Origin of the sequence: Salsuginibacillus kocurii DSM 18087 (assembly GCF_000377705.1) — a bacterium.
Lineage (GTDB): Bacteria > Bacillota > Bacilli > Bacillales > Marinococcaceae > Salsuginibacillus > Salsuginibacillus kocurii.
Window position 1 is genome coordinate 125,120 of the sequence record NZ_KB898631.1, and the last position, 22,943, is coordinate 148,062.

18 protein-coding genes, 3 tRNA genes and 2 rRNA genes are annotated in these 22,943 nt (G+C 39.0%); 6 read left to right on the plus strand and 17 right to left on the minus strand.

All coding sequences use genetic code 11. The features are described 5' to 3' along the window. Positions 1–140 precede the first annotated feature (140 nt). The gene (locus D469_RS0115930) at positions 141–746 is read left to right on the plus strand and encodes a TetR/AcrR family transcriptional regulator (RefSeq protein ID WP_018924389.1); all 606 of its coding nucleotides are present in this window, start codon (positions 141–143) and stop codon (positions 744–746) included. Positions 747–918: 172 nt separating this feature from the next. After that, entirely contained in the window at positions 919–2,367 is a 1,449-nt protein-coding gene (locus tag D469_RS0115935) for an MFS transporter (RefSeq protein ID WP_018924390.1), read from the plus strand. Between the two features lie 401 nt (positions 2,368–2,768). Here D469_RS0115935 and D469_RS0115945 read toward each other — a convergent pair whose 3' ends face one another. Both D469_RS0115945 and D469_RS0115950 read right to left on the minus strand, forming a co-directional pair. Then, a complete protein-coding gene (locus tag D469_RS0115945) occupies positions 2,769–3,698 on the minus strand; it encodes a YncE family protein (protein WP_018924391.1) in 930 nt (309 codons plus the stop codon). Between the two features lie 46 nt (positions 3,699–3,744). Continuing rightward, positions 3,745–5,040, minus strand: coding sequence for an MFS transporter (locus D469_RS0115950; RefSeq protein WP_040606973.1), 1,296 nt, complete (start codon positions 5,038–5,040; stop codon positions 3,745–3,747). Between the two features lie 204 nt (positions 5,041–5,244). Between D469_RS0115950 and D469_RS0115955 the strand changes: the two genes are divergently transcribed. After that, the gene (locus tag D469_RS0115955) at positions 5,245–6,468 is read left to right on the plus strand and encodes a DNA polymerase IV (protein WP_018924393.1); all 1,224 of its coding nucleotides are present in this window, start codon (positions 5,245–5,247) and stop codon (positions 6,466–6,468) included. A gap of 223 nt (positions 6,469–6,691) precedes the next feature. On the opposite strand, the gene cls is transcribed toward D469_RS0115955, so the two are convergent. Beyond that, positions 6,692–8,140, minus strand: a complete 1,449-nt coding sequence (gene cls / locus D469_RS0115960) for a cardiolipin synthase (RefSeq protein ID WP_018924394.1) — start codon at positions 8,138–8,140, stop codon at positions 6,692–6,694. A 413-nt stretch (positions 8,141–8,553) separates the two neighbouring features. Further along, positions 8,554–8,994, minus strand: a complete 441-nt coding sequence (locus D469_RS0115965) for an RrF2 family transcriptional regulator (protein WP_018924395.1) — start codon at positions 8,992–8,994, stop codon at positions 8,554–8,556. 260 nt (positions 8,995–9,254) lie between these two features. On the opposite strand from D469_RS0115965, the gene hmpA reads away from it, so the two are divergent. The 3 genes from hmpA to D469_RS0115980 all read left to right on the plus strand — a co-directional run bounded on the left by hmpA (position 9,255) and on the right by D469_RS0115980 (position 12,460). Continuing rightward, positions 9,255–10,466: an NO-inducible flavohemoprotein gene (gene hmpA, locus D469_RS0115970; protein ID WP_018924396.1), complete on the plus strand. Its 1,212-nt coding sequence runs from the start codon at positions 9,255–9,257 to the stop codon at positions 10,464–10,466. Positions 10,467–11,052: 586 nt separating this feature from the next. Beyond that, positions 11,053–11,697: an HD-GYP domain-containing protein gene (locus D469_RS0115975; protein WP_018924397.1), complete on the plus strand. Its 645-nt coding sequence runs from the start codon at positions 11,053–11,055 to the stop codon at positions 11,695–11,697. 433 nt (positions 11,698–12,130) lie between these two features. Then, positions 12,131–12,460 carry a hypothetical protein gene (locus D469_RS0115980; RefSeq protein ID WP_018924398.1) on the plus strand — a complete coding sequence of 110 codons (330 nt, stop codon included), beginning with the start codon at positions 12,131–12,133 and terminating at the stop codon, positions 12,458–12,460. Between the two features lie 353 nt (positions 12,461–12,813). Here the strand turns inward: D469_RS0115980 and D469_RS0115985 are convergent. The 13 genes from D469_RS0115985 to D469_RS0116055 all read right to left on the minus strand — a co-directional run. Continuing rightward, positions 12,814–12,890 (minus strand) — tRNA-Thr (locus D469_RS0115985). 519 nt (positions 12,891–13,409) lie between these two features. Then, positions 13,410–14,309: a copper amine oxidase N-terminal domain-containing protein gene (locus tag D469_RS21315; RefSeq protein ID WP_018924399.1), complete on the minus strand. Its 900-nt coding sequence runs from the start codon at positions 14,307–14,309 to the stop codon at positions 13,410–13,412. A 733-nt stretch (positions 14,310–15,042) separates the two neighbouring features. Continuing rightward, on the minus strand, positions 15,043–15,822 hold the full coding sequence (locus tag D469_RS0116000; protein ID WP_018924400.1) for a hypothetical protein: 780 nt from the start codon (positions 15,820–15,822) through the stop codon (positions 15,043–15,045). 479 nt (positions 15,823–16,301) lie between these two features. Then, positions 16,302–17,534, minus strand: coding sequence for a hypothetical protein (locus tag D469_RS20600; protein WP_018924401.1), 1,233 nt, complete (start codon positions 17,532–17,534; stop codon positions 16,302–16,304). Positions 17,535–17,826: 292 nt separating this feature from the next. After that, positions 17,827–18,333 (minus strand): HNH endonuclease, encoded by a 507-nt coding sequence (locus tag D469_RS21320; RefSeq protein WP_018924402.1) that lies wholly within the window; start codon positions 18,331–18,333, stop codon positions 17,827–17,829. A gap of 62 nt (positions 18,334–18,395) precedes the next feature. Continuing rightward, entirely contained in the window at positions 18,396–20,207 is a 1,812-nt protein-coding gene (locus D469_RS0116020) for a hypothetical protein (RefSeq protein ID WP_018924403.1), read from the minus strand. A gap of 179 nt (positions 20,208–20,386) precedes the next feature. Further along, entirely contained in the window at positions 20,387–20,968 is a 582-nt protein-coding gene (locus tag D469_RS0116025; protein ID WP_018924404.1) for a helix-turn-helix domain-containing protein, read from the minus strand. A 175-nt stretch (positions 20,969–21,143) separates the two neighbouring features. Further along, complete coding sequence (locus tag D469_RS0116030; protein WP_018924405.1) at positions 21,144–21,434, minus strand: hypothetical protein; 291 nt, start codon at positions 21,432–21,434, stop codon at positions 21,144–21,146. A gap of 16 nt (positions 21,435–21,450) precedes the next feature. After that, entirely contained in the window at positions 21,451–22,368 is a 918-nt protein-coding gene (locus tag D469_RS0116035; RefSeq protein WP_018924406.1) for a tyrosine-type recombinase/integrase, read from the minus strand. A 122-nt stretch (positions 22,369–22,490) separates the two neighbouring features. Then, a tRNA-Thr gene (locus tag D469_RS0116040) sits at positions 22,491–22,566 on the minus strand. 3 nt (positions 22,567–22,569) lie between these two features. Further along, positions 22,570–22,644: transfer RNA gene (locus D469_RS0116045), tRNA-Asn, on the minus strand. A 14-nt stretch (positions 22,645–22,658) separates the two neighbouring features. Next, positions 22,659–22,775 (minus strand): 5S ribosomal RNA (rrf, locus tag D469_RS0116050). A 73-nt stretch (positions 22,776–22,848) separates the two neighbouring features. Continuing rightward, a 23S ribosomal RNA gene (locus D469_RS0116055) occupies positions 22,849–22,943 on the minus strand; the annotation flags it as partial.

Below are 22,943 nucleotides of genomic sequence, written 5' to 3' on the forward strand. Positions count from 1 at the left end.
TATCCCCCTCTCTCCCCCTACTTTAAGTTAGTAACCTATCAAACTTTCAAAAAACTTAATCTTTTGACTCTCGAAATAATAGGAAGTATGATTAATGTTAGTGAGTACTAACAAACGTTTAGTTTATTGGAGGACCTATCGTGAGCACTCAAGTCTCTACCCGTGAACACATCCTGAAGCAGGCAGTCCTTTTAATGGGCCAAAAAGGATACCGCGGTGTGACTACAAAAGAAATCGCCGACGCATCCGGAGTCAGCGAAATGACCATCTTTCGGCACTTTGGCTCCAAGGGCAACATTCTCCAGGCTGCCATGGAAAGCTATTCTTATATTCCATGCATGGAACAACTATTTGCTACCCAGCTCACCTATAACCTTGAAGATGACCTCTATATAATTAGTAAAACATATCAAAACATGATGAAACGGAACCAAAACTTGATTTGGATCGGTTTTAATGAACGGTATACGATGCCAGAAGTTCATGAAACAGCTTCCAAAAACCCCCGCCAGTTAAAAGAATTTATTATGAATTATTTTGCGGAAATGGAGAACAAGGGACTTTTGCGTCCGGTCGACCATGAAGCGCAAGCCATGTCGCTCTTATGGATGAACGCAGGCTATTTTATTACGGATGCTTCGCTCCCGTCCGACATGCAAATGGTCTCCTCTGTCTCTACAGAGTCTTTTTTATCTGAAAGCATTAGCACGTTTGCCCGCGGCTTAAAGCCTGACGCAAACAGCTAAGCCTGTCTTATGAAATGACCCCTTTATTCATAGTCTATCTGTTAGCTCGGTTTCCCATTTTTTGTGAAAACGTTTTGTTAGATGTTCTGTTGATACATCAGAAGCCTAAGCAGGAACTTCGTCTCTTCATTACTAGGTTTGTTTAACAAAACGATAGAAAGAAGGAATTCGTATGTCCACCCAGCATATAGCTGAACATCCAGAAGAAGCTTTCAGCGAAAAAAACAAAAAACAGCTGGTTCGTCTCTTAGCCATCATACTTATCTTTGCCGTAATGAACGGAACGATGTTTAATGTGGCCATTCCCGACATTTCTGAGACGTTTGGGCTTATGCCCAGTCAAGTCAGCTGGGTTATGACCGGCTATGTGATGGTCTATGCCATTGCTTCCGTTGTCTACGGCAAACTGGCTGACATTTATCCACTTAAAAACATTTTAACCTTTGGCATTATTCTATTTGCTGCTGGGTCTCTATTGGGCTTTTTTGCACCCAATTATGCTACTCTCCTGGCCGCTCGCATTTTGCAGGCTATTGGTGGCGCAACCATCCCGGCCCTTGGTTTTATCATTCCGGCCCGCTTTTTCCCGAATGAACGGGGAAAAGTGCTCGGCATCATTTCTTCCACTGTAGCCTTTGCTTCTGGTGTCGGCCCAATTGCCGGCGGCATAATCGGCGGCTGGCTGGAATGGCGCTATCTCTTTCTCTTCCCTGCCGCTTCAGTGTTAGCCATTCCATTCTTTCGCAAGTGGCTGCCAACAGAAGAAGTGCGAAAAGGGACCGTAGACTTCATCGGAGCTGGCTTAATGGCACTCGCTGTCGGCTCTCTCCTCACTTTTGTTACCACAGGACAGCTAGCCTTTGCTTTCATTGCGGTTGTTGTTTTTCCAGTACTATTGCTTCGGATCCGCAAAGCAGCTGATCCATTTATCCGGCCGGAAATGTTGAAAAACCGATTGTATTTCGCCACCATCCTGACCAGCTTTTTTGGCACGAGTGCGATGTTCGGCCTGATCTTTATCATTCCGATTATGATGCGCGACCTTTATCAGCTCGACACGCTTGGCATCGGCCTTGTGCTCTTTCCAGGCGCGATGGCCGCCGGCCTGCTCGGACGGTATGGCGGTTCACTTGTCGACCGCAAAGGAAGTGAATTCGTTGTGCGCCTTGCTTTCACGCTTGTAGCTATCGGCCTCTTCTGTATTTCGATCTTTGCCGGTTACACGCCGTGGCTGTTGGCCGTTGGCATTCTGATCGCTTATCTGGGCTTTCCACTCATTCAGACGTCTACAGCTAATTTACTAACCACCCTGCTACCTGAAAAACAAACAGGAATCGGCATCGGCCTCTTTAACTTGTTTAATTTTATGGCCGGCGCCTTCAGCAGTGCGATTTTCGGAGCAGTACTCGACTTACAGACAGTCACCTTGGCAGTGAACCCACTGGCAGCTAATGGAGAGCACGCAATTTTTAGCAACCTTTTCTTTATTTTAACCTTAGTTGCCCTCGCAGCTGTCACAATGTTTACCCTAGCCTTTCGCAAACTTCGAGACCAGCCGGAAAGCGAGCAAACTCATGCTGAAACAGCAGCCGCTGCCAGTCCGGCAAAATCGACATCGTAATATAAAAGCTACCATGTTTCACGTGAATCAACTATTTATAAACGTGCAGGCTGCCTGAACCGGTAGCCTATTTTCTTTAAACAACCAAAACAGGGTCCGAGTAATTTGTGCTTCAGGGCGGGAGGCAGGTATGATTTGGTGGCGCAGGGACACGTTCTGACTGCTAAATGACGCAGTCTGAGTGTACAGACGAGGCCTGTGAGTGCGTAGTCACTTCCTCCGAGGGCGCAGTATTTCGCCTCAACCATACATAATAAAACTTGAAAGCAACAGGCCCGTATTTTTGAGGGCCGGCCCATTGATTGTAGCATCACGCATGTTTCCCTCCCTCTTCCCCTCTTCTTTCCATCTCAAAAAGAAAAAACGAGCTTGCCCTTTTAGCAAGCTCGTCCTCGATCCTTCTATTCACTGCGGCGCAAATACGCAATCCCGTCCGGGTGCACGCCGGTATCAATCCGCTCTGCTTCTTCTTTTAACGTCGTCATATTAATTACAGAAATATCATTGGTTTTGTTGTTTGCCACGTACGCATATGCGCCGTCCGGGTCAAACACGACTCCGCCCGGCCAAACGCCAACACGCAGCCGCTTCACTTCCCATGGCCGCACTTCACCTTTCAAATACTGCTCGGTTTCAATGATAGACAGCTCACCGGACTCGCGGTTCGGAATTAACGCGTACTTTCCATCCGGGCTGAATACAAGCCGCACCGGCACTGAGCCTAAACGCCGCTTATACAGCGTCTCATACGTCTCGGTATCAATCACATAAAGAGTGCCATCCTCTTGGTTAGCCACATAAAGATGATGACCGTACGGATGCACTGCCACCCCTTCAGGCCCGCGGCCCACTGGAATATGATTGAGCACTTCTTCGCTCGCCGTGTCCACAACTGTCACATTATGACTACCAATGTTCGGTATGTAGACCTTGCTCCCATCCGGGTGAAAGGAAATCATATGCGACTTATCCTGATACGTCGGAAAAACCTTCTCAATCTTATCGGTCTCTGTATCAATAATGAACACTTTCTCACTGAACGTTGACGCCAAATAAAGCTTCTTCCCATCTTTCGTCAAATCCACCCCATGCGGAAAATCAAAATCCTCATGCTCCAGCGTCTGCACAATCTCAAACTTCTCGTTATCAATAACATTCACCTTATTCCCGAGCGAACAGGTGACATACGTCTTCTTTCCATCATGCGTAATCACCACTTCATGCGGATTAAAATCCGTCTCAACCTTCTTTACCGTCTCCTGCGTATCCGGGCGAATAAAAGAAACCGTATCCTCGTCTTTATTCAGCACGACTAACAAATCTGTTCTCATCCTTAACACCTTCCCTTTTTTAAATAAAAGCCGGCTTGTTCTTTGACTAAGCTGGCTCTGCCGAGTGTGGGGCCGGATTCTTCCAAGCTACAATCATCGCCAATAGCGGGAGGACAAGTGTAACAATTAATATCTCGCTGTAGCCGCCGAACCAGTCAAACGCCAGTCCGAACGGAAGTGGCCCTAAGGAAGAGGCAATTACCGTAGTCGTCATTCCTGCCCCTTTTAAAGAACCTAAATGCGTCCGCCCGAAAAACGTAGGGATAATCATGGCGATGCAAATCGTTCCAAATCCTCCAGCTACTCCGCGAAGAATGCCAAATGCAGCTGCGCCCGCAAACGATGTGGTAAACAACAGACTGAGAAGGGCAACCGCTTCTAGCACAAAGACAAAAGCAAACAAACGGTGCACCGACAGCCGTTCAATCATAAAACCAGCCATAAAGGAAACCGGAAAGGAAATCATCGCCATCATGCTTAAAATAAAAGCCGACTCGCCTCGGCTTAATCCTTGCTCACCAAGGATCGACACCATATGAAAAGTAAGTCCTGTATTTACGAGAGCAGGAACGCCGATACAAAATAACACGCCCCAAAATGTGCAGGAACGCATAGCCTGCTGAAGCGTCCAGTCGTTCTTGGCCGATGCTTCAGCGGTCGTATCCGGCTCTTTCGCTACTGCTGTTTCTTCGTTCTTTCTATGTAAGGTTTGGCCTGTATCCGGTTCAAGTCCGTAGTCTTCCGGACGATTGCGAATGAGAAGCAACGCAAATGGAACGTAGGTCACTAATAAAATAAGCGCCCAAAACTGCCAGGCACCGTCCCAGCCGAATTGCGCAATCAACCATACATTTAACGGAGGAAGTGCCGCAGAACTGACAAAGCCGCCGACTTCCATATAAGCAAAGGCGCGCCCCCGCTTTTTCTCAAACCATTGCGGCACGAGCGTGTTCGGTACAAGCTCCATCACCCCTTGCCCAAATAGGCGAATCATAAAAAATCCGAGCAACAGCATAATCGGTCCCATAATCCAGCTGTTGATCAGGCAAGCAATGCCCAGCATTGTCCCAGCAGCCACGGACATCCAACGCTGCCCAAAGCGATCAACCATCCGTCCCATATAAATCATAAGCAGCCCTGAAGCAAACGTCGCTCCCGAGTAAAGACCTGAGACGAGCGAGCGGCTCCAGCCAAACTCTTCGACGTAAGCATCTATAAAGATTGAAACGGAATAAGTCTGCCCTGGCCCAGATAAAAACACAGCCCAGGCAGCCATCCCCACAATCACCCATCCGTAATAAAAAGGGAGACGATGAACGATCGTTCGGTTCTGCTTGTTCATTGAAGGCAATCGACCGCCTCCCTTCTCTTTTATTTCGCCCCTCTAAACACCTTTGTATTATATCATGGCTCCTTTAAGAAAACAGCCCCAATCTTCTGTCTATTTTCCGGAAAAAGTTTCTTTCTGGCGTTTGCTTATTTTTTGTTTACAAGAACATTTGTTCGGTTATAATAAATCTAGACTTGATAAAACGGAGGGAGGCCGATGACACATCACCCTACGATTCTTCTGGTCGACATGCAATCCTTTTATGCTAATCTGGAAAAGGTTAGAAACCCCTCTCTTGCCTCAAAGCCTATTGTTGTAGCAGGAGACCCAAATATTCGCAGCGGCGTCATTTTGGCCGCCTGCCCGCTCGCCAAAACGTGGGGAGTGGAAACGGCTGAACCACTATGGCAAGCCGAACAAAAATGCTCAGATCTCGTAGTGGTGCGGCCACGGATGGAGTACTACCTGCACGCTTCTATTCGTATTGCGGAGGTACTTGAAGGCTTTGCAGCCCGCGTCGAGCCGTACAGCGTCGACGAAATTTTCGTTGATATCAGCGGGAGTCCAACGCCTTTTGCGCTGATGCATGACATTCAACAAACGGTGGAACGGACCGTTGGGGTCGCTGCGCGGATAGGTTGTGGAAGCTCCAAAGTGCTTGCGAAAATGTCCTGTGATCATTTTGCTAAAAAACATCCAGATGGCGTCTTCCAGCTTACAGAAGAAAACCTCAAGGAAAAGCTGTGGCCGCGGGCGATTGAGGATTTGTTTGGAGTCGGCCGCCGCATGGCCAGAAACTTGCGCAACATAGGTATTCGCACAATCGGTCAATTGGCCCGCACTCCCGTAGAGGAGCTTCGGTACCAGTGGGGGATTAATGGCGAAGTGCTTTGGCGCCACGCTCATGGCATTGATGATGCACCAGTGACTCCAGATACCCACATTCGCCGTCAAGCCATCGGTCACCATATGACCCTGCCTCGTGACTATAAACGCTGGGAAGAAATTCGTATCGTTCTGCGCGAACTAAGTGAGGAAGTAGCCCGCAGAGTTCGCGCGAACGGTTATAGCGGAGATCTGATATCAGTCAGCAGCCAAGGAGGTTCAGAAGCTGAACTAGAAGGCTTTCAGCGCCAATTCACCCTCCCGTTTGCCACCGATGATGGGCAGAGCATCTACAATAAAGCAGCTTCTCTTTTTCAAACTCACTGGCAGGGCGGACCGGTCCGAAGTCTCGGCGTCAGTCTCGGCCATCTCTCGTCAAGCCGTACTCAACAACTTAATCTGCTCTTCACCATCCCCGACCGTCATGCTTTAAATACTGTGCGCGATCAAATCACGAGCAAATATGGGCCAGCCGCACTAATCAACGCGGCTTCCCTACAAGCAGGCGGTCAGGCCAAACACCGCGCAGAAAAAATAGGAGGCCACTATAAATAGCGGCCTCCAACCTATAAAATAGGGTGCTTCTGAAAAACTGCTTATCGTTTACCTTAATACAATAACCTGTATAGAGAGGTTGATGGTCCCTGCGCGAGATCTTGCCCTGACTCCCTTTTCCACTGAAGTTTCACTTGCTCCGGTCTCATCAATTTTTTCTCACTATAAGGAGAATTACATGATAATGAAAGTAAATAGCGGTGCATTGACTTTTTCAGCAGCTTTATAAAATAGGGGAAAGCAAACGAGAAATCGATTCTTTAAAACGTATCCAGCGCGAACGCGCCTTGTAACGTTCCATCGTCATCTCCCAGGAAGCTTCCATATCCTTTTCAAAGATCCGCGCTAGTTCATTTGAGGTCTCACGGTGATAAATAAAAGCATTCACCTCAAAATTCAAGCGGAAGCTGCGCACATCAATATTGGCTGTCCCTACCGAACTGACTTTATGGTCAACCACCATCGTTTTTGAATGTATAAATCCATGATCATAAATATAAAAGCGGGCTCCTGCTTTGAGCAGTTCTCCCATATACCAATAGGTGGCCCAATACACGAAAATGTGGTCCGGCTTGTTCGGAATCATGATGCGCACATCTTTTCCAGACAGGGCTGCCACGCGAAGAGCATCTAATAAACTCGCATCTGGAATAAAATAAGGCGTCTGAATGTACACTGACTCTCGGGCTGAAGTAATCAGTTTGAGGTAACCATTTTTAATCTGCTCCCATTCTGAATCAGGCCCGCTTGAAACAATTTGAACAGGCGTAGTACCTTCTAGCGTTTTCTCCGGAAAATAACGAGGCTCAAAACCTACCCGGCGTTCTTTTGAAGCCTGATTCCAATCCAAGAAGAACCTCGTCTGCAGGACGTCCACCGATGAGCCAACAATCCGTAAATGGGTATCCCGCCACGGCCCAAACTTTCGCGATAACCCCAGATACTCATCGCCAATATTAAAACCGCCCGTATACGCAATATTTCCGTCAATGACTACCATTTTCCGATGGTTGCGGTAATTGAGCCGAAGATTTACATAAGGAATACGGGAGGGAAAAAAGATGCCGATCTCGCCACCAGCATCCGTAAGCTCCCGGAAATGTCGGCGCGCTAAACTGCGCGACCCGAGATCATCATAGAGAAAACGAACAGTTACTCCTTCTTCCGCTTTGCGCCTCAAGAGCTCAATAAACCGCTGGCCAAGTCCGTCTTTTCGGAAAATGTAATACTGCACATGAACATGGTCCGTCGCTTGTTCAATATCTTCAAAAAGACGTTCAAACTTTTCATCTCCGTCGGTTAAAATCTCCAATTCGTTGTCCTGGGTAAAGACCGCGTCATTATTCACCAGGTGCATGTAAATCAAATCACGATTTTCTTCTACATTTTCATCCTGAAATAAAAATTTATGATTGCGAATCGCCCGCACTTGGTTAGAAATCATGTCTTCTATGCCGACTTTTTTAATTCCATCCCAATCAAACAACCGCTTCCTGCTTAAATTTTGCCCAAAAACCATATATACAACGAACCCTACAAACGGGACAAAAAATAAAATTAAAAGCCAGGCCCACGTAGCTGCTGGATCTCTCCGCTCTAAGAAAATAATAATGATTGCAAACACAATATTCAATGCAAATAATACACTAACCCCAACCGTTAGAATGTCCATCGAAGTCACCCAGCCTCACGTATCTAAGCTTACTTAACTCTTTCTTCTGTTCCATCTTATCATTTGTGGGAAATGTCGTCGCATCCTTTTTACCCTTTCTCTCTTAATTTAAAGATGGAAAAATGAGCTTTTAATTAATAAAGAAAATATGCCTGCATTCTTACTGAATTTACAGCGATGGGGGATCACCAAAAAAACACAGCAGCGGTTACGTGCTGCTGTGGGTACTTCTTATCACTTATTTGGGCAGAGCGCTTCTAGCTTTTCCTTTTGCTGCTTTTCTTTGCGCAGGAGAAACAATCAACCGAACCTGACTTAGAAACTCCATTTAAAAAACCATCCAGACAATAGATGTTTTTACTGCAGGCTTTACATTTTCCTATCCATTCCTGCATGACCTCACACCTTTTAGCCTAAACATTCTGTTGCAACAAAGTTCTTAGTTCATTTCGATTGGTCACCAGTTCTGACAATGTATACTGATCTAATACATTTAAGTAAGCATCCAAAGCCTCTTTTAATACGCCCTTCAAGCGGCAGGCAGGAGTGATGATACAGCCATTATTCTGGCAATCAAAACATTCCACAAGATGAAAATCTTCCTCCATCTCCCGAACGACGGTACCGATATTTACTGTTTCCGGATCAACTGCAAGTTTAAGGCCTCCATTTCGCCCGCGTATATTTTCCAAATAGCCTCGCTTCCCCATTTCATAAACGACTTTCATGAGATGATTTTTAGAGATTTGATACGCATCAGCAATATCTTGTATTTTTGCAAGCGATTTATGATCATGAACTGTAAGATAAATCAATACACGCAATGAATAATCTGTATATGTTGTTAAGCGCATAATTTCCCCTCATTTCCTTTGTTTTATCGTATCACAACATTTCTTTTCTTTTCAGCTTCTATGTCAAAACTTCTACGTATAAATATGGCAATTTATTAAAAGATGTATATAAAATATTGCTTTTTAGGTCCTTTTCCTTAACACTATAACTAGAGAGGAAATGAATTACCTTTACTCTGTTAACCATAACCAAGCAAAAAGAAAGCGATCATTTATAGATGGTTAGCAGAGTCAGGGACTACTGGGGAGAGTGGTAGTATATGTTAGATGAAAAAACGATCCGCGTAATTAAGTCAACCGTCCCCGTTCTAGAAGAACACGGTGAAACGATTACGACACGATTCTATGAAAAGCTTTTTGAAAACCATCCAGAACTCTTAAACATCTTTAACCAAGTCAATCAAAAAAAAGGCAGACAGCAAGCGGCACTTGCTAACTCTGTTTATGCAGCCGCAGTTCACATTGACCAATTAGAAAACATTCTGCCGGTCGTTAAACAAATCGGCCATAAACACCGAAGCTTAGGCGTCCTGCCGGAGCATTATCCCATCGTCGGGAAATACTTGTTAGAAGCCATGAAAGAAGTGCTAGAAGACCAAGCAACCGAAGAGATTTTAACAGCTTGGGAAAAAGCATATGGCGTAATTGCCACTGCTTTTATCGACGTAGAGCAGGAAATGTATAAAAATGCCGAAGAACAACCAGGCGGATGGAGCGGCTTTCGCAACTTTATAGTAGCTGACAAAGTAAAAGAAAGTGAGCTCATTACTTCCTTTTATTTAAAGGCAGAAGACGGCCTGCCAATCGCCTCCTTCTCTCCCGGCCAATACGTAAGCATAACCATTAACATTGAAGGTGAAAAATACAGTCACATCCGCCAATACAGTCTCTCTGACGCACCTGGAAAAGACTATTACCGCATCAGTGTTAAACGAGAACAAGAGAACGACAAGCCTGACGGCAAAATTTCGAACCACTTACATCAAAAGGTACAACCAGGCGACATTCTGCCATTGAGCGCCCCAGCCGGAGATTTCATTTTAACCAAAGACAATTCTAAACCTGTTGTGCTTATTAGCGGCGGCGTCGGCATCACCCCCTTGATGAGCATGCTAAACACCATCGTCGAACAACAGCCAGAACGAGAAGTGTTATTTATCCATGCCACCCATAATGGGAAGTACCATGCCATGCAAACAGAAGTCCAACAATTATCCGCTACGAACAGCCAGGTGCAATCGTATTTCTGTTATACCACGCCAACCGATCAAGACCGAACCGATCAACGTTTTGACAAAGAAGGCTATCTTAACCCGGATCTATTAGTTTCTCTTATCCCATTTACAGAAGCTGAGTATTACTTCTGCGGACCAGTTTCTTTTATGCGCACAATTAAAGAAGGGCTCGAAGCGGCAAATGTACCAGCAGAACATATTCACTACGAGTTTTTCGGACCGGCTATGCAGCTATAAAGGAAGGGCTAAAGGCATAAAAAACCACTAAAAAACACCTCCACAAATTGCGGCATGGCTGAGCGAATTTGGAGGTGTTTTTCCTTTATGCTTCTATAGAGTATAGAGATAATTACTATTCATTTTTCTTATTCTTATATTGACGAATCACTTTATGACTTTGATTCATATCTTTGGCGAGACGATAAGGTTTACTTATTACACGAATGGGTAAGGAAAATAGGAAATGACTTAAGTCTTCACGATACTCGTTTGTTATTCTAGAAGGTTTAGAAGCAATACGTTGGTAAAGTTCATTATAAAATTCTTTCATTACATTAATATGAATTTCAATTGCCCGACCTTAAACAATTTTTCTTCCTTTCTAAAATGAAAAGGTGATCCTTTTTTGTTTATTTTCCCCAATATATAACAACCGTAGTGGAAAGCGGTTCAGTAAAAAGAAATTGGCTTTCTTTACATGAGCCACACATTATAAAACTTACCAACTCAGGGTGAAAAGACCTATTATTACTATGAGTAAAAAGGTATAATTTAAGGTAACTGGAACATAAAAGTATAGTCAGAAAAGAGGGGGCTCATCCTTATGAAACGTAGCCCGGAAGCTTTATTCGATTATATTACCCAAGACCATGAGGTGCTGCAGATTTTTAAACATCATTCAGTAAGAGTGATGTATTTAGCCACCCTTCTCGGCAAAAAAATAGAACATTATGATGAAGACTTGAGAGTGGCTGCCCTGCTCCATGACATAGGTAAAATCGGAATTGCCAAAGAAATCTTACTTAAACCTGCTCGTTTGACTCTTTTAGAAAAAACCATTGTGGAAAGCCACAGCCATATTGGCAATGTCATCGTTCGAAAAGAATTAGGGAAAACACGAGCTGCTGAGTTTATTAGAGACCACCATGAAGATTGGGACGGCAGAGGCTACCCGCGCCGATTAATCGGAGAACAAATATCCATACAAGGCCGCATTATTCGAATCTGTGATGCCTTTGATACAATGACCTATGATCTCAGAAACTATAATGCTGTTAAAAAGTCGCATGAAGAAGCATTCGCAGAATTAGAGCGTTGTGCGTGGACCCAGTTTGATGGAAATCTTGTGGATACATTCATTTCATTAATTAAAGAAGTGGAATTGCCAAATCGTTGGTACGACACCTTTGATGTAGAAGTTTTCAAAAGAACCTTTCCACAAGTAGAAAATCCATACCACTTTTTCTGAACAATCGTTTTAATAAAGGGCGCTGTTAATAGATTGCATGCCTGAGTAAAGAGTTAAGGAACGTTCATTGCGCTGCCGTACTAGCTATTGTTCTTGTTAGTCACAGTTGTTTCAATCCCTTACTAGAGGAAGCAGGCAGCGTGGGACAAAGAGTCCCAAATGCCTGAAAAGCAAGTGGGGCCCCTGGTCCTTGATTTTTTTGTTCTACAAATTTTGTTATGGCATATGGAAAATTACTCATCAAAATACATGAGAAGATAGCTACCTATTTGAGCTATTTCTTGATAATAACCTTTAATTTTCGTCAGTTTCTCTTGTCCTATCCTTCCTCTCCTTTAACAGAAAAAATCATCGAAAATTGTCGTATTTTAACCAACCAAAGAACCATATATGGTAAAATAGTCGGGGGCGAAAAGTGAATAGAGGTGAGAACGTGTCAAATGAAAACCAAGAATTGCTCTCATACATCCAGACTTTTGAAAAAATGCTTGATAAAACGCCTGATGAGGAACGTTCCTTGCATGAATTTGTTAAGCTTTATAGAGGATTGATACGCTTAAAGCCAAAAGAATGTACTATACCAATGATTGAAATTACGTCTGTACTCAAAGTTAAAAAACCTACGGTCTTTCATGCATTACGCAAACATGGGAAAAGTGACCCTTTTTACCAAACCATCACTTCTTCTGTCATGGAGGAAGAGTTGGCCTTAGAACGACTGGAAACCCTCAAACATCAACTTGGGTCCTCGTCCTCCTTGTAGATTCACCTTTAAAATAAGCTTTTTCTCATTACAGAAAGAGATATAATATATTATTCAATTAAACAATCGTTTAAAAGATGGTATGTTGCAGACTCACATAATAATATGAGGCTGTCAGTAGAATGGCTAACCTAATTAAGGTCCACTAGAAAGCACATTTTAGGGAAGAGGATCGAGCAAGTGGGCTAGACTTTTTTGTGAATCAAAGAAGCCGCTGAAAAACTTGAAGACACTTTGTTCTGATAAAGGATGTCTACATTAAAGAATAACCGATTAGTCACCAGTTGAGCTTGTTACTAATTAAAAAAGGGTTCTGGCAATTGCCAGAACCCTTGTCATATGTATAGTTCAGATGGAGCTTCCTACCGGGCTTGAACCGGTGACCTCATCCTTACCATGGATGCGCTCTACCAACTGAGCTAAGGAATGCTATATATCAACTATTTATAGACTATAACTATCTTCTTTCGTTCTATTGTAAGTACATAGTAAACCATTTTCAGCCGACAATCAAGTGGTTTTCAATATAAAGGGAAATTTAAAAATGAAAAATGGAAAATGGAGGGGAATACTTCTATAACAGTACCGTAGGATTTTGCCAACTAAAAAAGAATCAGAAGTTTTGTACATATTTTCTCTTATGCGACTAATTCCACCAAATAACCACACTAGGTAACCCTATCTATAGAATCATTGTAAACTTCACTATCAACCAATATATACAATTAAAAGATGTGTTCACCAATCCACCTATAAGGTGAAATTATTTAATGTCACAAGAATTATTTTTAACTTCGGGTGTATTAATTTTTAAATTGAGAATTGGTCAATAGACATGTTTTATTTAACCATACCTGATAATCACTTAGAATTAATTTCGTCTTTTTTATTCAGTGCACACAAGCTGCTTCCATAAAAAAGAGCACCTTTGAGGCGCTCTCATAACTTATTAAATAAATGTGTAACCAAAGTCATGGCTATAGTCTATTGTTCTATCTTCTTGAACTTCAATAATTTCAATAGTATGTTTATCTCTCTTTAAATTAAACAATTCAAATTCAGAATACACTTCATTTCCTAATAATGAATTAACAGTATTCTCCACATAATCGGAAACTGGCTGAGTTAGATCTCTAGTTGTGTTCTCAGAAGAAACAACAAGTACATACTCTCCAATAGGTATATTGTTTAATTGATATTCACCATTACCGTTAACAGTAGTTAAATGAAGACCATCGACTTCGGCGCTTTGTATGCCCATTGCAAATAGTGACAGCTCAGTCTCATTAACTCCTTCATAATCAAAATTTGAAGGAATTAAATAAACATCCGCATTTACATCACCTCTAGTTCCAACATAATCATTATATTGCCAAGTAATCGTGCCACTTACATCCCCAGTTTTATTCGAGTTATAGCTACTTGGTTTTTCTATAGTAATTGTACGATTTTCATTATCCCAAAATACATCTGCTCCTGATGATTCACTAATAAAACGTAATGGGACTAAAGTCCTTCCATCCATAGTTTGTGCAGGGACACCCAAAGTCTCTGTAGAACCATTAACAGTTGCAAAATCATTTCCTAAAGTCAATTCAATTTCAGTATCATCACTTTCTCCTGTGACTGTTCTAGTTTCATTATTCCACCCTACTGACATATCCAATTTTTCAAATATCCCTCTGAACTCAACTAGTGTAACCCCATCTTTTATTACAGGGTCAATATCAAAACTTAATTCCTCACCTTCAACAAATACTTGTACCCGATCAGTTGACGCTAAAGCTTGGGGTGCAAAAAAGACCAATGCTAAAGTTGCAGCTATCAATAACAATAACACTTTTCGCACTAAATCACCTCTTTGAAATTAGTATTTACTGGTATATCATAACATAAATTTAGTCATTTAGACTATATATGCTGCTGTGTATTTTGACCTACTGAGCAATAAGCATTGGTTATAAAATGAAAGTAGACGAGATCCGAAACACAGCCATAAAGGTATCGGCAATTTTCTCCGCCGTAAAAAAGTTCGAGGAGGGAGTGTAATTATGAAGTAAAACTCCTTAAAAACCACGCCGAAGATTACCCCTGTTAATCTCTGATATTTTTAAAGCAGTCGAGAATATAAATCAATTGATTCTGGAAATTTGTCCAGTTTAGTGTTTATTTAGTGTTAATTTGAAAATTTAGTGGAGTCTCTTTAAAAATTTAAACAAAGTGAAGATGCTCGAAAACCACACTCGTAAAAGTTAATGAAGAAAGGTTAATACAAGTGCAAGTATTTAATTTGATATTTATGAAACTAATATAAGGGTGAGGTAATCGTGTCTATACAGCACTTTTCGAGAACTATACCGAAGTGAATCACCCTATTTTCACTGAGTATAGATAGAGGGCGTTACAGTGTTATAAGATAATTTTCTTAGGTTTATTGCTAATTAATGTTAATTACCCCCTTATATATATAATATAAAATTCCGCTCGAAATAGATAAGTTTATATCTATTTTATTACCCATCATTTAGATTTCAGTCTAAGCAACTAAAGAAAGTTGCAGGTTTCGTATTCCCATATTAATATCATGAATTAACGTTTACATACCAATTCATTCGGGTTAATAGATAATCTAATATAATTATACTTTTAGTTGAATTAGCTCTTGATCCATAACGCTTATCAGCCCCATGTGCCATAGCATGTCTACTCAACACTTCGATTGGCTCCATATGTTTGAAGTCTTGGGTTAATTGTTGACGATAAAATTTATCCCATTGAGAATCATAATTTAAATCTGGATTTAGTATTCTTTGTAAAGAATTCGTTTGGTTTTTCCCGGTGAATTTTCCGTTAGTATTTCTTTCCTCAGGAAAAAATTCAGCTAATATCCCTTCGATTTGAGGAAATACAGAGAGAGTTGATAGGTAAAACAGTTCTTTCTTATGACCGTCAATAACCTCAGCTAAAATGTCTTTTCTATTTTTATCTAACCATTTATAAGTACTCCATTTTGTTACAAGCTGATCCATTTTCTCATCATTAAATCTGATACTTATAAAGTGATCTAAAATATCAATTGCTTCCTCGTCTGTAGTGGCATTAGTCAGATATCTTTTTAATACGTTAACTTGCCCGTTTGTCATATTAGGTATTGGTGGATATAAGTAATTAGATAGTAGCTCCTCAAATTCTATAACGTCCTGGTGAAATTTATTTAAAAATTTATTTATCTCTGCTTCCCTTTTGTAATAACCCTGTATCTTATCATAGGCATTAAACTTGAATGCATGAGGAAGTTCAGCTACTAATTGGAGTTGTTTATTTAATTTGCTCCTGCTTTTTAAATAATTTTCTACCCCCATTATACTCCTCCAGTGAGAATATTTAGTGATTTAACATTTTTATGCTCGAAGGTTATAATATAATAAATTGTGAAGGTTCCCATGCCCAACCCCCTAGAAATCTCCTCTTCTTTACTATGTGAAATGTTTCTTTTACTTAGTGACTTTATGCATACTAACTGTATGTTTAACACACCATTCTTCCAAACATTAGAACTTTCAGCTTACCCAATTAAAATCATTACCTCAATCAATGAATGAAATTAGCTACCTTTAAGCCCCTCGTTTTTGAGCAATTGCTGTTTTGGTTTACCCTTTCTGCCAACAACCCAACAGCATCCACCTTCCTACTTTCTATCATTTCACCCCTATATACACCTTACAAAGTTCCCTCATGTAAGGTGGGATAGAGATGCCACCAAGTTGAAACAAAACCCTTCATAACCAGTGGCTGTGTTGGATTACTAAATAATTATTTTAGGCTTGCAATAAAGTATTCTTTAATCTAGCAAGTTTCGAAGGTCATCTATTGTGGTACCTTTCTTAGTTAAACTATTGTGTAGTATGTTCGTCGATTGTTCTTTTGCCCACTTGTGATCTAATGAGTAGATTAATAATACTAAGGCTTCTCCTGACAAAGATGCACTGTAATAAGGAAGTAATCCTTTTTTTATTAATATCTTCAGTGAAAATATATACGTTTGGTAATTCCCAAGACCTAGCGATGAGGTTTCTACATAATCTAAAATCTTTGAAAACTCATAACGGTTAGCAGAATAAACTTGCGACCTTAAATCCATTAAGCTAAATATATGAGGAGGGTCTGCTACATTAACCTCTTCCACAATTTTTTTGTAAGCCGGTATAATCTCCTTTAATTCATATAAATACCTTAAGACTAATTCTTTATCTTTAAATGAGAAATTATCCAAATCACATTTTAAAAAAGATATATATAGTTCTATATGATGTTGAAAATATTCGCTAGTCAATTTTCTTTCCTGTGCTTTACTATATAAATATTGAATTTGTTCCAAATGTGTTTGACTCTTGTCCAACCTTATTGGTGTTTGTTGTAAACTTTGTTTTTCCTGAATATATAATTCATCCACGATATTAATCAAGTCATGGAGCGTGTAGTATCTAAGTTCAATAAATTTTATTATTTCCCTGACATCTATTTTCTTAGTGCCTCCATATTGTTTTTCAGCACTTTTATTATTTGAGTAAAGCTGTAAAGAAAATTCATTTCTGTCAAAAGAAGTTGACCAACTAGTAAAAAAGCGAAGGTTGTTTGGATAGCCTTGTATGTTTACTTTGTTACCGTTAACAGCATGAATACCAAACCATGCTCTAATTAACTTAAAGTAATCATCGTCGTACAAATTTTCCCCATACTCATTTGCATTAAATATACTACTGTCATACTTATACGGGTATTTAAAGTCAGTAACTTCTTCAAATGAAGTCCATAAGTTTGTAATCGATTCATAAATCATATCAATAGTAACTATAAAATGAGTAAATCTAAGAGAAGTAATATTCATACTTTCATGGTGGGATGGTAACTCCAAACCATGTATAGAAACATCTAACCAATCCATACAAGAACATATTTTGCTCCATATGTCTTTACCGTTCAGCTCATGAAAATACAGTCGTACAAATTCACCGTGATCATGTACTTTATCACGAAACTTTTTGCTCAAATTTGGATCTAAACTAGAAATCATTCTTAACTCCTTTAAATAATCTTTTGGATAAAAATAGAACTTTTAACATTGATTTTATCATTCTTACAATCATTTTACCCTCTAATTTAATTTAAAAATTTGTAAGAAACTCATCATTCGTAGTCTACTCTCTATTAAATTAATGAACAATGAAAATACAACATCTCTCATCTCTGTTCACTTTCGTTATCCAACAAGAATACTCCACCAAATATACAAAAGAAATCCAAAAGCTCTTCTACTAAAGAAACCCACCTTTATATAAAGATAGGTTTCTGAATAATAAACTAGATTAAGGAGTTGTGTCATCACTAAGCCAATTATTAATAGTCGTTCTGTGCACACCATACAAGTTACCTATTTCAACTTTATTATACTTCTCTAATAATTTTTCTAATCTTTCTTTGCTAGGTCTATTATTTTTCTTCTCTGCTCGATATTTCTGCTGGCAACCATTATTACAAAATTTCTCATTTGCAAATAAATAATTATTACAATAAAAACATTCTTTCACTTTATATTTATCTTTACCAGTGGCTTTAAGTGCCTCATATAGATTATGTCTTCGATAATAATTATGCAATTTGGTATGCTGCCCTTTTTCTATTAATATTAAATTTTCATGATGATTATTTAAATTATTTGTATCTAAATGGTGGACATGTTCATCTTCTTTTATATAACGCCCTTTCATTTGCTCCATAATATATATATGTTCATAAATGTACCCTTGATTTGCTTTTGGGTGTGTGGGAAGGTATATTGTTTTATAACCATTTCTGATAGATTTCTTTTTCATTTTACATCAATCCTTTCTTTTACATGAAAATTCTTAAACAAAAAATGTATAATTCATAATATTCAATGTATTGTAGTTAGTACTTTTGGATAACTCTTAGTAGGAATATCGTTTTCTGTTATCTCTAACTCTTTCTTTTTCTTCTTATTTAATCTAATCAATTTAAGATCGTACTTTTCTAACATCTCTCCGAGACAACGCTTAAACTGATTACTTTTAAATTGTTTTTGTCCTTTAAAGTATGTAAGTACATTTTCTAAAATTTCTTTTTCAGTTGCCCAGCCTTTATATTCAATAATATCTAAAGCAGATTTTTCTATCAAAGAAGTTACTTTTTCATTTAAAGGTTTTATTTCTTTACCCTTATCCTGCGGAAAAACTCTATTTGCCTCGTCTCTACCAAAATTTCGATAGATGCCCTCATAATTCATTGCTTTAGTTGTTAACCCTTTTTCGATCCATTCTTGACACTGTTTATTTAATTCGGAAAAAAAGTTATACGAATACAATTTAATTTCATATGTGTTATTTAGGTACTGGTATTGATTATTTTCTTTAACTTTTTGTTGTATTTCTAGTAAATCTTGAGGAACTTCTTCTTCATCCAATTTATAAATGAGTCTAAAAAAAGTAAAGATGTTCATTCTTACTCCCGTGACGCTTTTACTTTTATTAAATTTACTAGCTATTGTATTTAAGGAGTGAAAAAATAACAATCTTGGGTCATCATCTTGAGCGGGTAAATTCTCTTTTATTAAATCAAGTAATATGTATAGGTTATCCAATAAACCAGACCCCTTAAAAAGTTTATAAAAATAGGGGTACATTGCTTTTAAATCATCGGACTGCAATATGTACTTATAGTGGTCAATTTCTTCTTTTAATCTTTTTTGCGTTGAAGTCTCTATAATTTCAATTTTATACAGTTTCATTAAAAACTTTACTGCTTCGGTAGCTCTTACATCAAGTAACCTTTCGGTTATTTCTATAATAGTTCCAACAAATGAGCTGCTGACTGAGTGGCATTTATAAAGGTAATGCCCTGTTCCATTTTGACTTATATATATACTTGCTGACGGACTGTTTTCCTCATGGAATATATCATGGAAATTTCTCTTATATATCCCTAAGTAGCTATGTAAATCTTGTTTTTTTAAATACTCATATACTTGATACTTATTATGTAACTGAATAGGATCAGGTTGCATTTTCATATGTAATTCTTCTATATTCTTGCTTTTAATATGTGATACATTACTATCATCAAGGTTATGTTTTATGTTATGATTGAATTTTGATGTTTTAGCAGGACATATAGACTTAGTACTCTTTGTCCTGCTAAAACTCTCACCTTCTAATTTGTTATCATAATTTATTTCTATAACTTCTTTGCCACCGTAAAATAGCCTACTTCCATCTTTACATGCAGGGTCAGCTTGCCAGTATTTCTTCAATAATTCTTTGGTGACACTTTCTGCTTTCTCATATTTATGTATTGGTTTATCTAAACAAAATACCACCCTAAACTTTTCCCAGTGGTCTTTATAAGAAAAAGTTTTATACAAGAACGCTGCATTATTTTTTATAAAATCGTCCTCTAACGCTTGGCTTATTGTAAATGTTACTTGTCTATTTCCTTCTTCATCGGTATTATCAAAATCTAAAGCCACTATTTGTTGATGTTGCCAATGCTTTTTTTGTCTCTTACTACCACCTTTCAAAAACGAAGGAACAAAAGTCTTTCCCTTCTCAATCTCATCTGCTAGTTGCTTTATATTATAAAGGTCTACTGGGTGCTCCATTATTGAATATGTTAATCTCCCTGCATCATTAGGCTTTTCACTATATTCTTTTTGGTCAATCATTAACTTCATTCATATATCTTCTCCTTTTTTTGAGCCCAAAAGCCCTCCATAATTTATAATTTTACATATCAGAGGCTAAAAACTTCCCTATACAAGCAATTTCACCATTCACCTCCTATTTACTAATAAACTTGTCCTTCCCTTTTAAAACCTAAACATAATCACCCCCTTAAATTGCTTCTATTCATCTAAACAAGATACTTTTTTAAAATACTTTTTAAATCTTTCATAAACTGTTCATCTTGTTCATTCATTCCTACTGGTTTTCCCCAATTCGTAGAAAGTAAATAAGTGAACATATGTAATGCGGCAACTTCATTAGTGCCTTTTTTCTCAAAGATATTCAATGTTTGTTTCATTATCTTGGATTTTTTAGAAGTATCATCTTCTTCATTTATCTGTTTAAATATACTATTTATTAAAGCTTTTTTATCTTTTAAACGATATAAGCGACTTCTCTCCGTAGATAAAGGATCATTATTAAAAATTTCCCCATCAACTTCTACTTCCTCATACTCATCTGATGAACGTTTTTCAATATGCGCAATTTGAACATCTAATTGTTCAATCTCATTAAGTGCCTCTTTATTAAAGAATTCAGGATCTATACCATTAAATAGTACTGAGAGTTTAGGAAGATGCTTTTTAGGTATATACCTTGTTTTTCCTTTAATGTAATCAGTTATAGTTTGTTTACTGACTCCCAACTCTTTTGCTATCTCCTTATATTGATAATCAAATACCCTTGCACAATATTCTAACGGATGCATATTTAACACTCCAAATCTGACTGGTATGATATTTAACATTATAATCTGACAGGTCAGATTTGTAAACAGTTATCTCAAATTTTTTTGTAAGCTTTTTGGTAGCTCTATATTCAATAAGGTTACCAAAAATTCATTGTAATTATTTTTGTGATATTAATATATTCAAAAATCATTTTTATGGATATGATGCTGTTAATTTAAAAAATGCTTCATATTCCTGATTTTTTGGCTTATTCTTATTTGATTCCCCCTGAATATTTAATTGATAATTACTCATCAAAGTGTCTTCATTTTCTTCAAAAAATAGATCACTTACTTCAATGTCAATTTTCATAATCTCTGATTGTAAATCCATATGTTGATAAAATTCAGCCCAATTGGTTGTGGTGTCTAAATCATATTGTTTGTTTTCTAAGAGTGCCGATTGGTGCAGCTTGTTTAATAGTTTGGATTTTGCTTGTAGCATTTGTTAGCCTCCCTATTTAGATATCAAGATGATTCATTGGATTATACTTTTCATTCTGCTCCTGCAAATCTTCCCCCCAAAGCGCTAGATACTTCTCCACCATGTCTAGTTTTTCGTGTCGTAGAAGCTTTTGAAGGCTAAATACATCTCCGCCATTCATTAAATAACGATGAGCAAACGTATGCCTAAACGTATGAGCTGACAAGCGCACATCTCGAAAATTCATCATTTTTGATAGGTACTTAAAAACGTTTTGTACTGCATTTTCAGTTAATCGCTCGTTTTTTTGATTAACAAATACATAATCTGATAACGCTCCAAAATGGCTCTCGCAGAACATGCGGTACTCAGCTAAATCTTTTGTTAACTTATCAGTAATTGGCAACGTATTCACCATGCGCTTTTTACCAAAAATCGATATTTGCTTACGCTCAAAATCTACATCTGACCAACGCAGGTTACACATTTCTCCTAAACGAACACCTGTACCTAAAAGGAATACGATTATGGTATAGTTGCGATACGCATAAAAGGAATACTCTTTCCGTTTTTGGCGCTTATAGTAGTCCAGCATTTTACGGATGTGGTGATCTGTAAATACATCAATATGAATATCTTCTTTCTGCTTCTTCAACTTCTTAGCTGGATTGCTTTCAATAACTTCAATTTCGATCATGTAATTAAAAAAGGCATTAAGGTTTTTAAGTTTAGTGTTAATGGAAGCAGGCTTATTCTTCTGCACTTCTTGCTCATTCACCAAAAACGCCTTGATCACATCAGTTCTGATATCTGTTACATCTGTTATTTCACATTGGTGCACGGCATATTGGTGAAAAATTTGAAGGGTATATTCGTAACTATTGATAGTCGTTTGTGATAGGTTTCGGAACTTTCGATCTGATAGGAAATCCTGAATAGCAAATTTTAATAACATAAAAAAGCTACCTCCTTTCTTTTTACGAAAGAAGATAGCTTCAATTGGAATGATATATAAGTACCATCACAACATTCTTTTTACCAAAAGTAAGAACGCTGTAACCACTGTTATGTCTGTACTGGAGCTTCCTACCGGGCTTGAACCGGTGACCTCATCCTTACCATGGATGCGCTCTACCAACTGAGCTAAGGAAGCAAATGGCTCCACAGGCAGGATTCGAACCTGCGACCGATCGGTTAACAGCCGATTGCTCTACCACTGAGCTACTGTGGAATATAAATATGTAGGCCTGGCAGTGTCCTACTCTCACGGGGGGTTGCCCCCCGATTACCATCGGCGCTGAAGAACTTAACGGCCGTGTTCGGCATGGGAACGGGTGTGACCTCTTCGCCATCACCACCAGACCAATATAGAGTGTTATTCACTCAAAACTGGATAGCGTCGTTGATGAAATACCGGTGCGTTGACTTAAACCATTAGGATAAGCCCTCGACCGATTAGTATCTGTCAGCTGCACGTGTCGCCACGCGTCCACCTCAGACCTATCAACCTCATCATCTTTGAGGGGTCTT